Below are 22,965 nucleotides of genomic sequence, written 5' to 3'. Positions count from 1 at the left end.
GGCGATCAGCTCCGCCAGGTAGGCCGGGTCGCGGTGGCCGTCCGGCCGGGCGACCGCCAGCCGAGCGCCGATCTGCAAGGGCCAGAAGAACTCCCACACCGACACGTCGAAGGTGGCGGGCGTCTTCTGGAGGACGACATCGTCCGCGGTGAGCCCGTACTCCGACTGCATCCACACCAGGCGGTTCACGATCGCCGCGTGCGAGACGGCCACGCCCTTGGGCCGTCCGGTGGAGCCGGAGGTGAAGATCACGTAGGCCGTGTTCTCCGGCCGCAGCGCCGCGCGGCGGTCGGCATCGCTGATCGGCGCCGCCGAATACCCGGACAGGTCCAGCAGGTCGATGCGGACCTGGGCGGTGTCGGTGGCCAGGTCCTCGTCGGAGGTGAGCACGCACACCGGGTCGGCGGTGGCCAGGATGTACTGCGTGCGCTCGGCCGGATGGTCCGGATCCAGCGGCACGTAGGCGCCACCGGCCAGCGTCACCGCGTACATGCCGACGACCAGATCGGCGGAGCGCCGCATGCCCAGGGCCACCAGGGTCTCCGGGCCCACGCCGCGCTCGATCAGCCAGCGTGCCAGTTTGTGTGCGCGCGTGGCGAATTCGGCGTAGGACAGAGTTGTCCCCTCGAACGTCACCGCGGGCGCGTCCGGCGTACGTTCGGCCTGCTCGGCGAACATGGCGGGCAGGGTCGCGTTCGGCACCGAGGCGTCCGCGAGCACGGCCGCGAGATCGAAATCGGTGGCGTTCCAGCGCGCCACGATCCGCTCCCGCTCGGCGGTCTCGAGCAGTTCGATGCCGCCCACCGGGGCGTCGGGATCGGCGGTGATCGCGGTGAGCACGCGCACCAGCCGGTCGGCGACGCGGCGCACCGTGTCCTCGTCGAACAGGTCGCGCAGGTAACCGGCGCGGATCCGCAGCTGCGCGTCGAGCTGCACGATCAGCGTCAGCGGGTAGTGCGTGGCGTCGGTGGCGTCCAGGCCGGTGACCGCCATGCCGTCGATGTCGGCGGCCTGCCGCTGGATGCCCTCGGCGTCGACGGGGTAGGACTCGAACACCACCAGGGTGTCGAACAGTCCGCCGACACCCGCGGCGGCCTGGATCTCCGCCAGCCCCACGTAGTGGTGGTCCAGCAGGTCCGCCTGCTGGCCCTGGGTGCGCACCAGCAGCTCCCGCGCAGACTCCGATTCGTCGAAGCGCACGCGCACCGGCACCGTGTTGATGAACAGGCCGACCATGGACTCCACGCCGGACAGCTGCGGCGGTCGGCCGGACACGGTGGTGCCGAACAGCACGTCGTAGCGACCGGTCCAGCGGCCCAGCAGGATTCCCCACGCCGCCTGCAGCACGGTGTTCGCGGTGACGCCCAGGTCGGCGGCCAGCGCCGTGAGCCGGGCGGTGGTCGCCTCGTCGAGTTCGAAGAGGTATTCACCCGACAGCGCGGTGATCTCGCGCCCGGCGTCCGGCCGGGTCAGCAGCGTCGGCTCGGACACGCCGGACAGGGCATGCGCCCACGCCGCGACCGAGGCCGAATGATCCTGCTGCGCAATCCATTCCAGGAAGTGCCGGTAGGAGCGCACGGCCGGCAGCGCGCCGGTGTCGCCGCGAGTGGCGTACAGCACCAGCAGATCCCGCATCAGCAGCGGCATCGACCAGCCGTCGAGCAGGATGTGATGGTTCGAGACGGCCAGCTGCCAGCGGTCCGTCGCCACCTGGATCAGGGTGAACCGGATCAGCGGCGGTTCGGTGAGGTCGAACCGGTTCATCCGGTCGGCCTCGACCAGATCGCTCGCGTCGCCGGTGGCCCGGCGGTCGAATTCCGCCCACGCCACCTCGACGTTGTTCAGCACCAGCTGGACCGGGTTGCCGTCGGAGTCGGTGACGAAGGCCGTGCGCAGATTCTCGTAGCGGTCGACGAGAGCCTGTGCGGCCGAACGCAACCGGGCCGCGTCGAGGCGTCCGGTCAGCGTGAGTACCGCCTGCGCGGTGTACACGTCGACCGACGCCGCGGCCAGCTGCGCGTGGAACTGCAGGCCCGCCTGCAGCGGCGACAGCGGCCACACCTCGCGCAGGGCCGGGAAGCGCTGCTCCCAGCCGTCGATGTCGCGCTGCCCGACCCGCACCAGCGAGAAGTCCGACGGGGTGTGCCCACCGGCCTCGGCCGAATCGGCATGGCGCGCCACGGCTTCCAGCGCCGTGACCCACAACCGGCCGAACTCGGCGACCTCGGCCTCGCTCAGCAGCGTTGTCGGGTAACCGATATTGGCCGACAGCTGGTCGCCGACCACGATGGCGTTGATGTCCAGCGGCGCCATCACGGGCATGTCGGCGTCGTAGCCGCCGCCGAGCGCGCCGAGTTCGGCCGCGGGAATCCAGCCGAAGCCGCGCATCGCCTCGGGCACCGCGCCCTCGGCGACCCGGCCCAGGTAGTTGAAGCTCACCTGGCCGGGCAGCTGCTCGGGAAGCCGGGCCGCGGTCTCGGGGTTCAGGTAGCGCAGCAGGCCGTAGCCCAGGCCCTTGTCCGGGACCGCGAGCAACTGCTCCTTGATGGCCTTGACCGCCGGGCCCATGGCCGGGCCGCCGGTCAGCGCCGCGTCGATGTCGATGTCGGACAGGTCGAATCGCACCGGGAAAATCGCGGTGAACCAGCCGACCGTGCGGGACAGGTCCGCGCCGGGCACCACGTCCTCTTCACGGCCGTGGCCCTCCATCCGGACCAGTACCGAATCACCGGCGCCCGAGGCGACACGGCTCGCCCGCCACTTCGCCACCGCCAGCGCCAGCGCGGTCACCAGACCGTCGTTGACACCGCCGTGGAACAGCTCGGGCACGGTGTTCAGCAGGGCGCGGGTGGTCTCGGCCGACACCTCGACCCGATGCCGCTCGAGCACGCCGGACACGTCGACGGCCGGATCGAGCGGCCGCTCGGTGAGCAGCGGGTCGGGTCCTTCGACCACCGCGCGCCAGCGGTCCAGCTCGGCGCCACGCTCGGCCGCCTGCCGCTCCAGCGCGTGCGCCCAGGTGCGCATGCTGGTGGCGGGCGCGGCGAGTTCCGGTGTCTGCCCGGACGACAGCTGTCCCCAGGCCGCCACGAAGTCCGGCACCAGGATGCGCCACGACACACCGTCGATGACGAGGTGGTGGGCGATCACGACGAGACGACCGGAACGATCGGCCGTGCTCGGCTCCAGCCACACGAACCGGATCACCACGCCCGCTTCGGGATCCAGCCGGTCCAGCGCGGAATCCAGTGCGGCGGAGGCGATCTCGAACAGCTCGGCGTCGTCGGCGGCGGCGTCGAACTCGACCCGCTCGAGCAGCGCGTCGATGTCGACGGTGCCCGGCGCGGCGGTCTCCACGATCCATTCCGCGCCCGCGTGCCGGCGCAGCCGCGCCCGCAGCATGTCGTGGCGATCCACGACCGCGCCGATCGTCGAGGCGATCCCGGCGCGGTCGATGCCGACCGGAAGCTCCAGTGCCAGCGTCTGATTGAAGCGACCGAACGAGCCCGGCCGCTCCACCATGAACCGCACCACCGGGGTGAGCGGCATGGTGCCGACGCCGCCGCCGGGCAGCTCGGCCAGCACCGGCTTGGCATCGCCGGTCGCGCTGCCGGTTTCGGCGACGCTCGCCAGCCCGGCGACGGTGCGCTGCTCGAAAACGTCACGCGGCGTGAAGATGACGCCGCGCGCCTTGGCCCGCGACACCAGCTGGATCGAGACGATGCTGTCGCCGCCGAGGGCGAAGAACGAGTCGTCGACGCCGACCCGCTGCGTACCGAGCACCTCGGCGAAGACCTCGGCGATGGTCCGTTCCAGCGGCGTGCGCGGCGCGCGGAACTCCGCCTCGGTCTCGAAGACCGGTTCCGGCAGCGCCCGGCGGTCCAGCTTGCCGACCGGGGTCAGCGGGATGCTGTCCAGCACCATGATCGAGGAGGGCACCATGTAGGTCGGCACCCGCTCCTCGAGGTGCGCCTTCAGGTCCGCGGTGTCGATCGAACGGCCCGGCGCCGCAACCACATACGACACCAGCACGACCGCGCCCGCGACGTTCTTGTGCCCGATGGTGGTGGCGAAGTCGACGGCCTCGTGCGCGGTCAGCGCGGTGTCGATCTCGCCCAGTTCGATGCGGAAACCGCGCACCTTCACCTGGAAGTCGGAGCGGCCGACGTATTCCAGGCGGTATTCGGTGTGACCGGCGGGACGCGGCCGCGAGGTCCAGCGCACCACGTCACCGGTGCGGTACATCCGCTCACCCGGCACGAACGGGTTCGCGACGAAGCGATCGGCGGTCAGCGCGGCGCGCGCGTGGTAACCGCGCGTGACCTGGATGCCGGCGACGTACAGCTCACCGGCTACCCCGTCGGGCACCGGCTGCAACCGGTTGTCCAGCACCAGCGACCGCATGCCGCGGTTCGGTCCGCCCATGGTGAGCGCGTCGCCGGGCAGCAGCGACTCGCCGATATTGACCACGATGGTGGTCTCGGTCGGGCCGTAGATGTTGTGGAACGCGCGGACCACGCCGCTGTCACCGAGCGGCACGGCCCACTTCGCCAGCAGCTCGGGCGAATACGCCTCGCCGCCGACCGCCAGCACCCGCAGGCTGTCCAGGTTGTGCGGCTCCAGCGTCGCCAGCGCCGCGGGGGTGATGAACAGGTGGGTGACCTGCTCGCGCCGGATCAGCTCGTACAGCTCCTCGCCGCCGAACACGCCGGTCGGGACGATCACCAGGGCGCCCCCGGGCCCCACGGCGAGCAGCAGCTCCATGATCGACGCGTCGAAGCTCGGCGACGCGAAATGCAGTGCGCGCGAATCGGAGTCGAGCTCGTACCGTGCCACCTGCTCGGCGCTGAAGTTGGCCAGACCGGCGTGCGGCACCACGACGCCCTTGGGCACACCGGTGGAACCGGAGGTGTAGATGACGTACGCGAGGTTGTGCGGACGCAGCGGCCGCACTCGATCCTCGTCGGTCACGGCCGCGGCGGCGTGGGCGTCCAGATCCAGGTCCTCGAGCACCAGCCACTCGACCGAATCCGGCAGCTGATCGCGCACGGAGGCCACGGTCAGACCGACCGGCGAACCCGAGTCGGTGAGCATGTGCTCGATGCGGTCGGACGGGTAGGTCGGGTCGATCGGCAGGAACGCCGCACCCGACTTGGTCACCGCCCACTCGGCGAAGTAGGAGTCCGCCGACCGCGGCACCGCGATCGCCACCAGATCCTCGGCGCCGATGCCGCGCTCGATCAGCAAGCGCGCCAAGCGGTTCGACCGCTGATCCAGCTCGCCGTAGGACAGCCGGGCGCCCTGGAACACCACGGCCGTCGCCGCCGGATCGCGGGAGACCGCGGCGGCCAGCAGCTCGGGCAGCGTGCGCGCCGGGACCGCCGGGCCGCCGGTGCGTGCCACCACGTCCGCGCGCTCGGTGGCGTCCAGGATGTCGATGGCGCCGACCGCGATCTCCGGATCGGCCGCGACCGACTCCAGCACCCGCTGCCAGCGCGTCACGATGGCGTCGGCCGTCGACTCGTCGAACAGCTCCGTCGCGTAGGTCAGCGCCAGCGCCATGCCGTTCGCCGCGGTCTGGTCCGAGAGCGTGAACTGCAGGTCGAAGCGGGCGATGTTCTCCTCGAGATCCAGCGCCGACACGGTCAGGCCGGGCAGGTCCAGCGTCGGCCGTTCCATATTCTGGAACGACAGCGCCACCTGGAACAGCGGGTTGCGAGCCTGCGAGCGCTCCGGCGCCAGCAGGTCCACCAGTCGCTCGAAGGGCACGTCGGCGTTGCCGAAGGCCTCCAGGTCGGTGTGGCGCACCCGGTCCAGCAGCGCGGTGAACGGCTCGGCCGCCTCGATCCCCGTGCGCAGCACCAGGGTGTTGACGAACATACCGACCAGATCGTCGAGCGCGGCCTCGCCGCGGCCCGCGATCGGCGTGCCGACGGCGATGTCGTCACCACCGGACAGCCGCGCCAGCAGCACCGCCAGCGCGCTGTGCATCACCATGAACAGTGACGAACCCCGTTGCCGGGCAACATCTTCCAGCTTGGATACCAGCTCCGGCGACAGGCTGCGGTGCAGCGTCGCGCCGCGGTGGGACGCGACGGCGGGCCGCGGCCGGTCGGCCGGCAGGGTCAGCTCGTCCGGGATCCCGTCCAGCGCGCGCTGCCAGTAGCCGACCTGCGCGGCCAGCAGCGACTGCGGATCGTCCTCGGATCCCAGCACCTCGCGCTGCCACATCGCGAAGTCGGCGTACTGCACCGGCAGCGGCGCCCAGCCCGGGGCCGTGCCCTGGGTGCGCGCGGTGTAGGCGGTCAGGACGTCGCGGGCCAGCGGGCCCATCGAGAAGCCGTCTGCCGCGATGTGGTGCACGACGACCACGAGTACGTGTTCGTCCTGCACCTGCCCGGTGGCGCCGTCGGTCTCGACCCGGAACAGCCGGGCCCGCAGCGGCACCTCCTCGGCGACGTCGAAGCCGTCCGAGGCGAATTCGCCTGCCGCGCGGGCGAGTTCGCTCTCCGCGATCGGGTACGCCAGCAGATCCAGCGCGATCTGCTCGGCGGGGACGGTCACCTGGGTGGCGGCGCCGTCCTGCTCCGGGTAGCGGGTACGCAGCGACTCGTGCCGCCGCACCACGTCGAAGATGGCCAACTTCAGTGCGGCGCTGTCCAATTCGCCGGACAGCCGGATCGCCAGCGGCAGGTTGTAGGCCGAGGACGAGGTGTCGTACTGGTTGAGGAACCACATGCGCTGCTGTGCGAACGACAGCGGCACCGGCTGCGTCGCCGAGCGCTCCCGCGCCACCAGGCGCGGGCGGGACTCGCCGCCGGTGTGCGACTCCAGCCGCGCCGCCAGCGCCTCCACGGTCGGGGCCTCGAACAGCGCGCGCACCGCGACGGAGATGCCCAGTTCGGTGCCGATTCGCGCGACCACACGGGTGGCGCTCAGCGAGTTGCCGCCGAGCGCGAAGAAGTCGTCGTCCAGGCCGACCCGGGCGAGTTCCAGCACGTGCGCGAAGACCGCGGCCACCGTCTCCTGCACCGGGGTCTCCGGCGCCCGGAAGGCGCGGGTCTGCACGGCCGGGGCGGGCAGCGCGCGACGATCCAGTTTTCCGTTGACGGTCAACGGGATCCGGTCCAGCACCACGAACGCCGAGGGCACCATGTAGGACGGCAGATCCGCGGCGGCGCCGTCGCGGACGGCCTCGAGTTCCAGCGCGGTGTCGCGATCGGGCACCAGGTAGGCGACGATGCGCTGGTCGCCGGGCTGGTCCTCGCGGACGATCACGGCGGCCTGCGCCACGCCCGGCTGGGCCAGCACCGCGGCCTCGATCTCGCCGAGTTCGATGCGGAAGCCGCGGACCTTCACCTGATCGTCGGCGCGGCCGAGGTATTCCAACTCGCCGCGGCGGTTCCAGCGCGCCACGTCGCCAGTGCGGTACAGCACCGACCCGGAGTCGTCCGCGTCGCCCGCGAAGGGGTTCGCCACGAAGCGGGCGGAGGTCAGATCCGCGCGGCCCAGGTAACCGCGGGACAGCTGCGGTCCGGCGACGTACATCTCCCCGGCCACGCCCACCGGCACCGGGCGCAATCGGTTGTCCAGCACGTAGACCCGCAGCCCGGCGATCGCCCGGCCGACCACGCTGCCGGTGGCGGCGGCGATGGTGGCGGCGTCCAGCGCGCGGTAGGACACATGCACCGTGGTCTCGGTGATGCCGTACATGTTGACCAGCCGCGGCACCGAATCACCGTGGCGGGCAACCCAATCGGCGAGACGGCGCAGCTCCAGCGCCTCACCGCCGAAGACGACGTAGCGCAGCGACAGCGGCCGCAACTCGGAGTCCGGGTGGTAGGACTGCTCCTCGGCGAGTTCGGCGGCGGCCAGCTGGTAGAACGCCGACGGGGTCTGATTGAGCACCGTGACCCGTTCGCGGCGCAGCAGTTCCAGGAACTGCTCCGGCGAGCGGGAGGTGTAGTAGTCGACCACCACGAGGGTGCCGCCGAACAGCAGCGGGCCCCACAGCTCCCACACCGAGAAGTCGAAGGCGTAGGAGTGGAACATCGTCCACACGTCGCCGGGGCCGAATCCGAATTCGCGATCGGTATTGGCGAACAGCCGCACCACGTTCCGATGCTCGACCGCGACGCCCTTGGGGCGGCCGGTCGATCCGGAGGTGTAGATGACGTAGGCGATGTTCTTCGCGGTCAGCGGCGCGATCCGGTCGGCGTCGGTGATCGGGCCCTCGCCCGCGTCGACGACATCCGGGACGTCCATGCCGAAGTCGTCCATCAGCACGCGCGGCAGCCCCGGCGGCAACTCGACATCCACACTGCTGTCGATGATCACGCTCGCGGGCGCGGAGTCCGCGAGCACGTAGGCGATGCGTTCGGCCGGGTTGTTCGGGTCGACGGGCACGTAGCCCGCACCGGTCTTGATCACCGCGAGCAGCGCGACCACCAGATCGGCCGAGCGCGGCAGCAGCACCGCGACCAGCGTCTCCGGGCCCGCGCCGTCCTCGATCAGCCTGCGCGCCAGCTGATTCGCGCGCTGATCCAGCGACGCGTAGGTGACCCGGTCGTCGCCGAAGGTGACGGCGACCCGGTCGGAGTGCGCGGCCACGGCGGCGTCGAACAGGTCCGACAGCGTCGCGGTGCGATCGTCGAAACGCCCGCTCTGTCCGTCTTTTCCGGAGGAGACCCAGCGCTGCGAGACGTCCAGCCGCTCGGCCTCGCCGAGCAGGTCGATATCGCCGACGACCGCGGCCGGATCCTCGGCGATGCTGCGCAGGATACGCACGAAGCGGTCGGTGAACGCGGTGATCGTCTCGGGGTCGAACAGATCGGTGGCGTAGTTCCACGACAGCGCCAGATCGCTGCCGGTAGCCGCCGAGCCGACCGTCAGCTGCACATCGAATTTCGCTGTGCCCGCGTCGAATTCGACCACCTCGAGGTCGAGTCCGGGCAGCGCGACGCGGGCGGCGTCCTGCTGCCCGGCCGCCTCGAAGGTCAGCGCGACCTGGAACAGCGGGTGGTGCGCCTGCGAGCGCACCGGGCTCAACACGTCGACCAGCTGCTCGAACGGCACGTCGGCGTGCGCGAACGCGGCCAGGTCGGTGCGGCGGACCTCGTCGAGCAGTTCGGTGAAGCTCGCGCCGGGGCGCACCTCGGTACGCAGCACCAGCGTGTTGACGAACATGCCGATCAGGTCGTCGAGGGCGCGCTCGCCGCGGCCCGCGATCGGGGTGCCGATGGCGACGTCGGTGCTGCCGGCCTGACGCGCGGCCCAGGTCGCCAGGGCCGCGTGCATCAGCATGAACAGCGTCACGCCGCGCGAACGGGCCAGTTCCACCAGCGCCGTGTGCAGTTCGCCGTCGATCGAGAACTCGTGCGTGGCACCGGCATTGGAGGCGACCTCGGGCCGCGGCCGGTCGGTGGGCAGCTCCAGCTGATCGGGCAGATCGCGCAATTGCTCGGTCCAGTAGGCGATCTGGCGGGCCGCCTGGGACTGCGGGTCGCGCTCGTCGCCGAGCACCTCGCGCTGCCACAGCGCGTAGTCGGCGTACTGCACCTCGAGCGGCGCCCACTGCGGGACCTCGCCCTGCGCGCGGGCGGTGTAGGCGGCGACGATGTCGCGCAGCAGCGGCCGCAGCGAGAAGCCGTCGGCGCTGATGTGGTGGGCCACCAGCACCATCACGTGCTCGCCCGGGGCCGTCGTGAGCAGCGTGGCCCGGAACGGCAGATCGCGGGTGACATCGAAGAACACCCCGGCAAGCGCGGCCACCCGGGTGGGCAGCTCGTCCGCCGCGACGGTCTCGGTGGCGAGGTCGAACGCCGCCTCGCCGACGGACAGCACGCGCTGGTAGCCGACGCCCTCCACCTCGGGGTAGACGGTGCGCAGCGACTCGTGCCGGGCGAGCACGTCCCGCACGGCGGCGGCGAACGCCGCCACGTCGAGCTCGCCGCTCATCCGGACCGCGATCGGGATGTTGTTGACCGCGGTGCGGCTGTCGAACCGGTTCAGGAACCACATCCGCTGCTGTGCGGGCGACAGCGGCACCAGCCGCGCCTGCTCACCACCGGGCAGCAGCACCGGCTCGGGGCGCTGCCGCGCGGTGAGCGGAGTCCGGCCGCCCTGTCCCGCATGCGATTCCACGCGCGCGGCGAGCGTGACCACGGTCGAGGCCTCGAACAGCAGGCGCACCGGCACCTCGGTGTCGAGGGCCGCGCCGAGGCGGGCGGCGACCTGGGTGGCGATCAGCGAGTTGCCGCCCAGTTCGAAGAAGTCGTCGTCGAGACCGACCCGCTCCAGCCCGAGCAGTTCGCCTATGGTGTCGGCCACGGCCTGCTCGGCCGGGGTGACCGGCGCGCGGAACACCTTGGCGGCGAAGGTCGGCGCGGGCAGCGCCCGGCGATCCAGCTTGCCGGAGGCGTTCAGCGGGAACTCGTCCAGCACCACGAACGCCGTCGGCACCATGTACACCGGAAGTCGCTGCGACAGTTCGGTTTTCACCGATTCCGTGGCGATCGACGTGCCCGCGGCGGGCACCAGGTAGGCCACCAGCTGGTCACCGGCGCGCTCGTCGGCGCGCACCACGACCACCGCCTGGGCGACCGATTCGAGAGCGGTCAGCGCCGACTCGATCTCGCCCAGTTCGATGCGCTGGCCGCGCAGCTTCACCTGGAAGTCGGTGCGGCCCAGGTATTCCAGCTCACCGGCGGGGGTCCACACCACCAGGTCGCCGGTGCGGTACAGGCGTTCACCGTCGCCGAACGGACTGGCGACGAATCGGTCGGCGGTCAGGTCCGGACGTGCCACGTAACCGCGCGCCAGCTGCGCGCCCGCCAGATACAGCTCACCCGCGACACCCACCGGGACCGGCTGCAACCGGTCGTCGAGCACGTAGACCTTGGTGTTGAACACCGGCGCGCCGATCGGCACCGAGCCGGTGTCGGCGTCGGTGACCTCGTGATACGTCACGTCGACGGCGGCCTCGGTCGGGCCGTACAGGTTGTGCAGGCGCGCGCCGGTCAGCTCGCGCAGTCGTTGCGCGGTGGCGGCGGGCAGCGCCTCACCGGAGGCGAAGACGTTGCGGAGCTTCAGCTCCTCGTCCTCCCGGCGTGCCTCCTGCCGCGAACCCTCGGTGCTCACGAAGATCGCCAGCATCGACGGCACGAAGTGGGTGACCGTGACGCCCTCGGCCGCGATGAGGTCGGCCAGGTAGACCGGGTCGCGGTGGCCGTCGGGCTTGGCCACCACCAGCCGGGCGCCGACCTGCAAGGGCCAGAAGAACTCCCACACCGACACGTCGAAGGTCGCCGGGGTCTTCTGCACCACCACGTCGTCGGCGGCCAAGCCGTACTGGGCGTGCATCCACACCAGGCGGTTGACGATGGCCGCGTGGCTCACCGCCACGCCCTTCGGGCGGCCGGTCGAACCGGAGGTGAAGATCACGTACGCGGTGTTCGACGGGTACAGCGGCGTCACGCGATCGGCGTCGGTGAGCGGCCCGTCCGCGAATTCGTCCAGCTCCAGCCGGTCGATCTCCACCGCGCGGTCGTCGCTCGGCAGGTCGGCCGCGTCGCGCGAGGTGGTCAGCACCCGCACCGGCCGGGCCGTGTCGAGGATGTAGCGGGTCCGGTCGGCGGGGTGGTCCGGGTCCAGCGGCACGTACGCGCCACCGGCCGCGGTCACCGCGTACATGCCGACGACCAGCTCGATGGAGCGCCGCATGCCAAGGGCGACAAGCGATTCCGGACCGACACCGGCGTCGATCAGCCAGCGCGCCAGCCGGTGCACCCGGGCGGCGAACTCGGCGTAGGACAGACTTGTCCCCTCGAACGTCACCGCGGTCGCCTCGGGACCGCGCGCCACCTGGGCCTCGAACAGCGACACCAGGGTCGCGGCGGCGTCGTCGGAGACCCGCGGCAGCGCCGCGTCCAGCGGGAACTCGGTGTCGTTCCAGTACCGCAGCACCAGGGTGTGCTCGGTGGCGTCGAGCAGTTCCAGATCGCCGACGCGCAGGGTCGGGTCGGCGGCGACGCTGTTCAGCACGCGCAGGAACCGCTGCACGAAGGTCTCGGCGAACTCCGCGTCGAAAAGGTCTGCGGCATAGACGAGTTCGGCGTCCATCGCGGCGGCGTCGCCGGCCTGCTCGGACAGCGTCAGCTGCAGATCGAACTTCGCGGTAGGCGTGTCGACGCCGAGTTCGGACACCGTCAGGCCGGGCAGTTCCAGCGCGGTGTGGCCGAGGTTCTGGAACGTCAGCATCACCTGGAACAGCGGGTGGCGGCCCGGCGCGCGGGCGGGCTCGAGCACCTCCACCAGCCGCTCGAACGGCACGCCGGCGTGCGCGAACGCGGCCAGGTCGCGCTCGCGCGCCTGGGCCAGCAACTCGGTGAACGGGGCGCCGGTGTCGACCTCGTTCCGCAGCACGAGGGTGTTGACCACCATGCCGACCAGGTCGTCGAGCGCCTGCTCGCCACGACCGGCGACCGGCGTGCCGATCGCGATGTCGGAGGTACCGCTCAACCGGGCCAGCAGGGCCGCGAAGGCGCTGTGCACCACCATGAACAGCGTGGCGCCGTGCCGGCGGGCGACCGCGCCGAGACCGTCGACCAGCGCGCCGGGCACCTGGAACCGGTGGGTCCCGGCCTGATACGCGGCGACCGCCGGGCGGGGCCGGGTGGCCAGGCGCAGTTCGTCCGGCAGACCGGCCAGCGCGCCGCGCCAGTAGTCGAGCTGCTCGGAGATCAGCGACCGCGGATCGTCCTCGGAGCCGAGCGTATCCCGTTGCCACAGCGCGTAATCCACGTACTGGACGGGCAGCGGCGACCAGTCCGGTACCTGGCCCGCGGTGCGTGCCAGGTACGCGGTCATCAGGTCGCGCACCAGCGGGCGCATCGAGAAACCGTCGGCCGCGATGTGGTGGGCGACCACGACCAGGACACGGTCGTCGGCGCCGAGTTCGTAGACGCGCAGCCGCACCGGCGGTTCCGCCGTGACGTCGAATCCGCGGGCGATGAATTCGCCGACCACCGACAGCAATTCGTCGGCGTGCACCGCGACCACGTCGATGTCCGGGGTCGCCTGGGCGGACGGCAGCACCTGCTGGTAGCCGATGCCGTCGGCGGAGGGGTAGATGGTGCGCAGCGACTCGTGCCGCGCCACCACGTCCGCGACCGCGCCGCGCAGCGCGTCCAGATCGAGATCGCCGGTGAAGCGGACGGCGACGGGGATGTTGTTGGCGGCGGAATCGGTGTCGAACCGGTTCAGGAACCACATGCGCTGCTGTGCCAGCGACAGCGGCGGGCGTTCGGGCCGGGTACGGGCCGTCAGTGGCTTGCGCACACCGGTTCCCGCGCGGGCCCCGACCCGGGCGGCCAGTCCGGCCACCGTCGGCGCCTCGAACAGCACCCGCACCCCGACCTCCGCGTCGAGCGCGGTGGCCAGCCGGGCGGTGACCTGCGTGGCGATCAGCGAGTTGCCGCCGAGGGCGAAGAAGTCGTCATCGGCGCCGACGCGCTCGACGCCGAGCAGATCGGCGAAGATGCCCGCCACGATCTCCTCGAGCGGCGTGGCCGGGGCCCGGAAGTCGCGCGGCGCCAGTTCGGGTTCCGGCAGCGCCTTGCGGTCCAGCTTGCCGACCGGGGTCAGCGGGATCTCGTCGAGCACCATGATGGCCGTCGGCACCATGTAGGCGGGCAGCCGGTCGGCGACGTGCGCCGACAGCGCGGTGACATCCACGGCGTGCCCGGCGACCGGGCGAACGTAGGACACCAGGAACGTCGAGCCCGCGTCGTTGTTGCGGCCGATCGTCACCGCGAAGTCCACGTCCGGGTGGGTGGTCAGCGCGGCGTCGATCTCGCCCAGTTCGATGCGGAAACCGCGGATCTTCACCTGGAAGTCGTTGCGGCCCACGTATTCCACGACCGGGTCGCCCGCGCCGTCGCGCCGCCAGCGCACCACGTCGCCGGTGCGGTACAACCGCTCGCCCGGGGCGCCGTAAGGATCGGCCACGAAGCGGTCAGCGGTCAGCGCCGGGCGCGCGAGATAGCCGCGCGCCAGCTGGATGCCGCCGACGTACAGCTCACCGACGACGCCCTCGGGCACTGGCCGCAGCCGCGCGTCGAGCACCAGCGCGCGCATGCCGCGCACCGGGCCGCCGATGGTCACCAGTTCACCGGGCAGCAGGCGGCCGCTGATGTTGGTGGCGATCGTCGCCTCGGTCGGGCCGTAGGCGTTGTGCAGTCGGCGCTCACCCGAATTACCGGGCACCACAGACCATTTCGCGACCAGATCGGCCGACAGCGCCTCGCCGCCGGCGATGATGGCGCGCATGCCGGTCAGCGCCGCCGGATCCAGCGAGGCCAGCACCGACGGCGTGATCAGGCCGACCGTGACGCCCTCGCGGGAGATCAGCTCGCCGAGTTCGTCGCCGCCGTAGGTGCCCGGGGGCACCACGACCAGCGCGCCGGCCGAGCCGACGGCCAGCAGCAGTTCCAGCACCGAGGCGTCGAACGACGGCGACGCGAAGGCCAGGGCGCGCGAATCGCCGTCCAGGCCATAGCGTTCCACCTGCTCGGCGCCGAAGTTCGCCAGACCGGCGTGGCTGACCACCACGCCCTTGGGCACACCGGTGGAGCCGGAGGTGTAGATCACGTAGGCGATGTGCTCGGGGTGCAGCACACCCGTGCGATCGGCGTCGGTGACCGGGTCGGCGGACTGCGCCGCGACCTCGGCCGCGAACTCCGGCGCGTCGACCACCAGCCACTCGCCGTCCGCGATCGGCGGCAGCCCGTCGACCTCGGCGGCGAGCGTGATGCCCAGGCGCGCACCGGAATCCGACATCATGTGGGTGATGCGGTCGGCGGGGTACGCCGGATCGACCGGCAGGAACGCCGCACCGGCGCGGGCCACCGCCCACACCGCCCGGACCTGCTCGATCGACCGCGGAATCGCCACGGCCACCAGCACGTCCGGCCCGGCGCCGCGGGCGATCAGCGCCCGCGCGAGCCGTGCGGACGACTCGTCCAGCTCGGCGTAGGTCAGCGCGCGGCCCTCGAACACCACGGCGTGGCGCCGCGGGTCGGCCTCCGCGGCCGCCGCCATCAGCTCCGGCATCGTGCGCGGTGCGACGGCCGGGCCACCGGTCCGGTTCAGCAGTTCGGCGCGCTCGGCCGCCGCGAGGATCTCCAGTTCGCCGACCGGCAGTTCCGGCCGCTCGGTGATCTCCTCCAGCAGCCGCATGAAGCGGCCCGCGAACTCCTGCACCGTGTCGTCGTCGAAAAGGTCGCGGGCGAAGGAGATCTCGCCCAGCATGCCGCCGTCGGAGCCCTGCCCGGCCTCCCGAAGGGTCACGGCCAGATCGAATTTCGCGGTGTCGACCTCGAAATCGACCGTGGAGACCCGCAATCCGGGCAGCTCGAAGGTGTTCTCCGGCAGGTTCTCGAACGACAGCGCCACCTGGAACAGCGGGTGCCGCGCCTGCGACCGCGCCGGGTTGAGCACCTCGACCAACCGCTCGAACGGCACGTCGGCGTGCGCGAACGCCTGCAGGTCGGTGTTGCGGGCCTGCGCCAGCAGTTGCGCGAAGGTCTTGGCGCCGTCGACGTCGGTGCGCAGCACCAGCGTGTTGACGAACATGCCGATCAGGTCGTCGAGCGCGGCCTCACCGCGACCGGCGACCGGTGTGCCGATGGCGATGTCGGAGCTGCCCGACAGCCGGGCCAGCAGCACCGCCAGCGCGCTGTGCATGACCATGAACAGCGACGCGTTGTGCCTGCGACCGAGTTCCAGCAGGCGGACCTGCGTCTCGGGCGCGATCACGAACGAGTGCACGCCGCCGCGGTAGGACGCCACCGCGGGCCGCGGGCGATCCGCGGGGAGCACCAATTCGTCGGGGAGATCGGCGAGTTCGCGCTGCCAGTACCGGATCTGGTCGGAGATCAGCGAACTCGGGTCGTCCTCCGAGCCCAGCATCTCGCGCTGCCACAGCGCGTAGTCGGCGTACTGCACCGGCAACTGCACCCACGCGGGCTGTTCCCACATGGTGCGCGCGGCGTAGGCGATCATCACGTCGCGGGCCAGCGGGCCCATCGACCAGCCGTCGGCGGAGATGTGGTGCACCACCATGCCGAGCACGTACTCGGACTCGCTGACCTCGAACAGCCGGGCGTGCAGCGGCACCTCGTTGGTGACGTCGAATGCCATCGAGGCCAGCTCGATCAGGTGCGCGATCAGGTTGCCCTCGTTGACCGGGACCGGCGTCAGGTCCGGAACGATCTGCGCGGCGTCGAGCACCACCTGCACCGGCGCACTGCCGGTCTCGGGGAACACGGTGCGCAGCGACTCGTGCCGGTCGATCACGTCGATGACCGCGACCTGCAGCGCCGCCACATCCAGATCGCCGGAGAGCCGGATCGCGACCGGGATGTTGTTGACCGCCGAGGAGGTGTCGTAGCGGTTGAGGAACCACATGCGCTGCTGTGCCAGCGACAGCGGCACCTGCTCGGGACGCTCGCGGGCAACCAGCGCCTTGCGCGCGCCGTCTCCGGCGTGCGACTCCACCCGCGCCGCGAGCGCGGCAACGGTGCTGGCCTCGAACAGCATTCGGACCGGCACCCGGGTGTCCAGCGCGATGCCCAGGCGGGAGGCGACCTGGGTCGCGATCAGCGAGTTGCCGCCCAGATCGAAGAAGTCGTCGTCCACGCCGACGCGCGCGACGCCGAGCACCTCGCCGAAGATCTGCGCGACGATTTCCTCGATCGGCGTTGTCGGAGCACGGAATTCGGAGACCGCGAACAGCGGTGCGGGCAGTGCCCGGCGGTCCAGCTTGCCGGAGGCGTTGAGCGGGAACTCCGCCAGCGCCACGATCGCCGACGGCACCATGTAGATCGGAAGCCGTTGCACCAGTGCGGCGCGCACCGATTCGGTGTCGACCTCGGCGCCCGGCGCGGGCACCACATAGGCCACCAGCTGATCGCCGGTGACGGTGTCGATGATGAGCACCACGGCCTGGTTCACGTCGGGGTGATCCAGCAGCGCGGCCTCGATCTCGCCGAGTTCGATGCGCTGGCCGCGGAACTTCACCTGGAAGTCGGTGCGGCCGATGTACTCCAGGACGCCCTGCGTCGTCCAGCGCACCAGATCACCGGTGCGGTACAGGCGGCTGCCGGGCGCGCCGAAGGGGTTGGCGACGAAGCGTTCCGCGGTCAGGTCCGCGCGGTCCTGGTAGCCGCGGGCGATCTGGGCGCCCGCCAGGTAGAGCTCGCCGGGCACCCCGACCGGCGCCGGGCGCAGGCTCTCGTCGAGCACGTAGGCCTGCGCGTTCCACACCGGGCGGCCGATCGGCACCGCGGTGTAGCCGTTCTCGGCGGGCAGCGTCCACGAGGTGGCGTTGACCGTGAATTCGGTGGGGCCGTAGAGGTTGTGAATGGTGGCGGTGCTGAACCGCCGGAAGGCGCTCACGGTCGACGGCGGCAACGCCTCGCCACCGACGAAGACCGCGCGCAGCGACAGGCACTCCTCGGTGGAGGCGCTGGAGGCGAAGACCGGCAGCAGCGACGGCACGAACGAGGTGTGCGTGACCCGGTGCCGCGCGATGACCTCGGAGAGGTACATCGGGTCGCGGTGACCGTCCGGCACGGCGACGATCACCTTGGCGCCGACGGCCAGGGTGGCGAACAGTTCCCACAGCGAGGCGTCGAAGGTGAACGGCGTCTTGTGCAGCGCGACGTTGGTCTCGTCGAGGCCGAATTCGGCGATCTTCCAAGAGATCTGGTTCGCCATCGCGGCATGCGACACCGCCACGCCCTTCGGGCGGCCGGTCGATCCGGAGGTGTACAGCACGTACGCGATGTGGTCCGGGCGCAGCGGCCGCAGCCGCTCCGCGGCGGTGATCGGCGCGGCGTCGAACTCGCTCGGATCCATCGTGTCGACGTGGATGATCCGGCAGTCGTCGGCGGTGACGTCGTCCCGGGTCGTGGTGAGCAGCACCACCGGCTTCGAACTGCCGAGCACGTACTCGGTGCGTTCGGCGGGATGATCCGGGTCGATCGGCACGTAGCCGCCGCCGGCGGCCAGGGTGGCGTAGACGGCGACATACATGTCGACCGAGCGCCGCATCCCGACGGCGACCAGCGAGTCGGGGCCGACGCCCGCGTCGATCAGCTTGCGCGCCAAGCGATTCACGCGCTCGGCGAACTCCGCGTAGGTCAGCTCGCGGACCGGGCCGAACTCGTCGTCACGGTCGCTCGGATCGAAGATCAGGGCGGTGGCGTGCGGACGCAGCTCCACCTGCCGCGCGAACAGGTCCAGCACGGTGACCGGCGATTCGCCTGCGACAGCGGGCAATTCGTGGGCCGTGCGGTTCCATTCGGTGAGCACGGTGCGCCGCTCGGCGGGGTCGAGGATCTCGATGTCGCGCACCCGGGTCTCGGGCGCGGCGACGGCCGCGGTGAGCACGCGCAGGTAGCGGTGGACGAATTCGGCGACGGTGGACTCGTCGAACAGATCGGTGGCATAGGACACCACCGCCGACACCCCGGCGGGCACGCCGTCGCTGCCGCGCTGTTCGGTCAGCGTCCAGACCAGGTCGAACTTGGCGATATCGACGTCGAGTTCCTCCGCCGAGACCGTCAGGCCCGCCATCTCCATGGTGGCGTGCGACAGCTCCTGGAACGACAGCATCACCTGGAACAGCGGGTGCCGCGCCTGGGAGCGGGTCGGGTTGAGGACCTCGACCAGGCGCTCGAACGGCACGTTCGCGTTGGCAAAGGCCGCCAGGTCGGTGTCGCGGGTGCGGCCGAGCAACTCGGTGAAGCGTTCGGCGCCGTCCACCTCGGTGCGCAGCACGAGGGTGTTGACGAACATGCCGATCAGGTCGTCGAGGGCCTGTTCGCCGCGGCCGGCGACCGGGCTGCCGATCGCGATGTCCCCGGTGCCCGACAGCCGCGCCAGCAGCACCGCCAGTGCCGAGTGCAGCACCATGAACAGCGAAACGCCCTGCGCCCGAGCCAGACTCGTCAGCTGCGCGTGCAGTTCCGGGTCGATATCGAAGGTGACCCGGCTACCGCGGAAGCTCTGCAGCGGCGGCCGCGGGCGATCGGTGGGCAGATCCAGCTGGTCCGGCAGACCGGCCAGCGCCCGGTGCCAATGCGAGATCTCCCGCGAGGCGATGGAATCCGGGTCGGTCTCGGCGCCGAGCAGTTCGCGCTGCCACAGGCTGAAGTCGGCGTACTGCACCGGCAGCGGGGCCCAGGCGGGCTCCTGTCCGTTGGCGCGCGCCAGATAGGCGGCGGCGACATCGCGGGCCAGCGGACCGAACGAGAAGCCGTCGGCGGCAATGTGATGCACGACGATGGCGACCGCGTAGTCGTCCCCGTGCTCGGCCCCCGGCACCCGGTGCACCCGGACCCGGATCGGCAGTTCACGGGAGACGTCGAAGCCGGTGGAGGCGAATTCGGCGAGCACGCCGGGCAATTCGGCCGCGGCCGTCTCGCGCACCTCGATGCCGAGGTCGACCCGCTCGATCGGCACCACCTGCTGGTAGCCGCCGTCCTCGGATTCGGGGAAGACCGTGCGCAGCGACTCCTGGCGGGCGATCACGTCCAGCAGCGCGGCCTGCAGCGCGTCCAGGTCGACCTCGCCGCGCAGCCGCACCACGAAGGGCAGGTTGTAGGTCGGCACGGTCGGGTCGAACTGGTTGATGAACCACATCCGCTGCTGCGCGAGCGACAGCGGCACCCGGTCCGGACGCGGCTGCGCCACCAGCGGCGGGCGGGAAACACTTGCGGGCGTGGCGGATTCGACGCGCACCGCGAGCGCGGCCACGGTCGGCGTCTCGAACAGCGCGCGCACACCCAGCTGGATGCCGAACGCCGCGGAGATCCGCGCCACCACCTGCGTCGCGACCAGCGAGTTGCCGCCCAGGTCGAAGAAGTTGTCGTCGATGCCGACGCGGTCGTGCCCCAGCACATCGCCGAAGACGCCCGCGACGATCTCCTCGACCTGGTTGCGCGGCGCGCGGTACCCGGCGGCGTCGGCGCTGAACACCGGTTCCGGCAGGGCCTTGCGGTCCAGCTTGCCGGAAGTGTTGAGCGGCAGCGCGTCCAGCACCATGATCGACGCGGGCACCATGTAGGCGGGCAGCTTCTCCGCGACGAACCGGGTCAACTCGGCCGGATCGACCGAAACCCCCGGCACGGCAACGACATACGCGACGAGCTGCTGTCCGGTGGCGGTGTCGGTAACCAGCACCACGGCCTGACCGACAGCCGGATGGGCCAGCAGGTCGGTCTCGATCTCACCCAGCTCGATCCGCTGTCCACGGAACTTGACCTGGAAGTCGGTGCGCCCGATGTACTCCAGTACGCCCCGCGTCGTCCACCGCACCAGGTCACCCGTGCGGTACAGCCGTTCGCCGTCCCCGAACGGATTGGCGACGAACCGATCCGAGGTCAGGTCGGGACGCCCGAGATAACCACGGGCCAGCTGACGCCCCGCCAGATACAACTCGCCCGGGGCGCCGATCGCGGCCGGCCGCAGTCGCGAATCCAGCACGAAGGCTTCGACATTCCATTCGGGAACACCGATCGGCACCGTCGTGGTGTCGGATTCGGTTGCCTCCCAATAGGTCACCGAGACCGCGGCCTCGGTCGGCCCGTACAAGTTGTGCAGACCGGCCGAACTGATCGCCCGCAGGCCCGCGGCGGTCTCCGGCGGCAGCGCCTCACCGATGACGAAAACGGCGCGCAGCGAGGCGATCTGGTCGGGCGTGGCGTGCGAGACGAACACCGTCAGCATGGACGGCACGAAGTCGGTCACGGTCACGCCGTGGCGGGCGATGGTCTCGGCGACGTAGACCGGGTCGCGGTGCCCGTCCGGCGTCGCGATCACCAGTTTCGCGCCGACCAGCAGCGGCAGGAAGTAGCCCCACAGCGATACGTCGAAGGTGGTCGCGGTCTTCTGCAGGTAGACGTCGTCGCCGGTCAGCCGGTACGCGTCGAGCATCCACAGCTGCTGGTTGACGATGGCGCGGTGGGTGACCGCCACGCCCTTCGGCCGTCCGGTGGAGCCGGAGGTGTAGATGACGTAGGCGGTGTTGCCGGGTAGCAGCGGCGCGACACGGTCGGCGTCGGTGATCGGGGCGTCGGACAAGCCCGCGGTATCCAGGGTGTCGATCTCCACCCGCCGCACCGACTCCGGCAGCTCCACCTCGTCGCCCGACACGGTAAGAACGCAGACGGGAGTGGCCGATTCGAGAATGTAGGCGGTGCGTTCGGCCGGATGGTCCGGGTCGATCGGCACGTACGCGCCACCGGCCTGCAGCACCGCGTGCATGCCGATCACGAGGTCCAGGGAGCGCCGCATACCCAGTGCGACAAGAGATTCCGGTCCGACACCGGCGGCGATCAAGGCTCGGGCCAGCCGGTTGACCCGCGCCCCGAATTCGGCGTAGGTCAGCTCGTCACCCTCGTAGTCGAGCGCGACGGCGTCCGGGCGCACGGCGACGCCGTCGGCCACCAGGGCGGCCAGGGTCGTGTCGGGCACCTCGTGATCGGAGTCGTTCCACGCCGCGAGGGTGCGGTCCAGCTCGGACTCGGTGGTGATCGGGAGTTCCCACAGCACCTGGTCGGCGTCGGCCGCCAGGAATCGGTCGAAGAACTCGAGGAAGCGCGAATGATGCCGGTGCGCTTCGTCTTCGGTGTAGAGGTTCGGGTTGGTCTCGAAGTCGATGTGCGAGACGGTGCCGCCCATCGACTGATAGAAATTGACGCCCAGGTCTTCGATGGAACCGGTCGACAGCACGTGCATGTGACCGACCACGGGGCCCAGCGCCACCTCGTCCTGGAACAACATGATGTTGACCCAGGGACCGAAGAACTCCTTGGTGACCGCCTCGCCGCCCGCGCTGTCGCGCCGGATGTCCTCGTGGCGGTAGCGCTGGTGCCGCAGGGCGCCGGACACCTCGACAATCACCGACTTCAGCAGATCGGCGAGGGTCGTCCGGTAACCGACCGGCAGCCGCAGCGGGACGATGTTGGAGGAGACGCCGCCCGAGCGCCGCATGATCGCGGTGGTGCGCGCGGTCACGGGCAGGCTCAGGATCACCTCTTCGCTGCTCGTCCACTGCGCCAGGTAGGCCGCGAAGCCCGCGATCAGCAGTGCCGCCGGGGACGAGTCGTGCCGCTGCACGGCCGCGTCCAGCAGCTCGGTCTGCTCCGGCGTCAGCGCCGCGCTGGCCACCCCGTTGACCGGGGCGGGGGCCGCCGAACGGCCGACCAGGCTGGAACCCTCCTCGAGCCCCTCGACCCGCTGGGCCCAGTGCTCGCGGTCGGCCTGGAAGCGAGTGCTCTCGCGGTACTCGAATTCCGATTCGACCAGCTTGCGCAGCTTGGTCGGCCGGTACGGCTTGGGCTCGACGTCGTTCAGATACGCCGTGTACAGCTCGCACGCGCGGTTCAGGTAGTTCATGGCGCTGAAGCCGTCGAGCACGATGTGGTGCGCCCGGAGGTACCAGAACCAGTGGTCGTCGCCCAGTTGCAGGACGGCGAGCCGGATCAGGCGGTCGGTCAGCAGGTTCAGCGGACGGCTGTACTCGGCGCGCATCCACTCGTGCGCGACCGCCTCGGGGTCGTCCTCGCCGCGCAGGTCGACATAGACGATCTCGTCCCGGTCCGGGATGGTCGGGTCGATGTACTGCATCGGCTCGCCGTCGCGCTCGGCGAGGCACATGAAGCCCGAATCGAGTTCGTTCGAGGAGTCGATGCACGCTCGCCGCAGGATCTCACGATCGAGATCGCCCCGCAGGTCGACGTACTGGGCGATGTTGATCGGCACCTGCGGATCCAGATGCTGGGCATACCAGATACCGAGCTGCGCCGGCGAGAGGGGAAAGAGCTCGTCCCCCGAAACCGGCGTGGGCGTCACCTCGCTGCCAGCTTCGCCGTTGCCGCCGAAATCCAGCCGGTCCAA

The 22,965-nt window shown here is 70.9% G+C and carries 1 protein-coding gene (running past one end of the window); it reads right to left on the bottom strand.

The genetic code is table 11. The annotated features are described in order from the left end of the window. Positions 1-22,965 carry the 5' end (the start) of a non-ribosomal peptide synthase/polyketide synthase gene (locus ACFMRZ_RS26640; RefSeq protein WP_400181192.1) on the bottom strand. The gene continues 28,731 nt to the left of window position 1, outside the view, so only the first 22,965 of its 51,696 coding nucleotides appear in the window; it begins with the start codon at positions 22,963-22,965; its stop codon lies off the left edge, out of view.

The organism is Nocardia sp. N2S4-5 (genome assembly GCF_044628355.1).
Taxonomy (GTDB): Bacteria; Actinomycetota; Actinomycetes; order Mycobacteriales; family Mycobacteriaceae; genus Nocardia; species Nocardia wallacei_B.
Note: the sequence above shows the minus strand (reverse complement) of the source record. Positions and strands in the feature narration are given on the sequence as shown.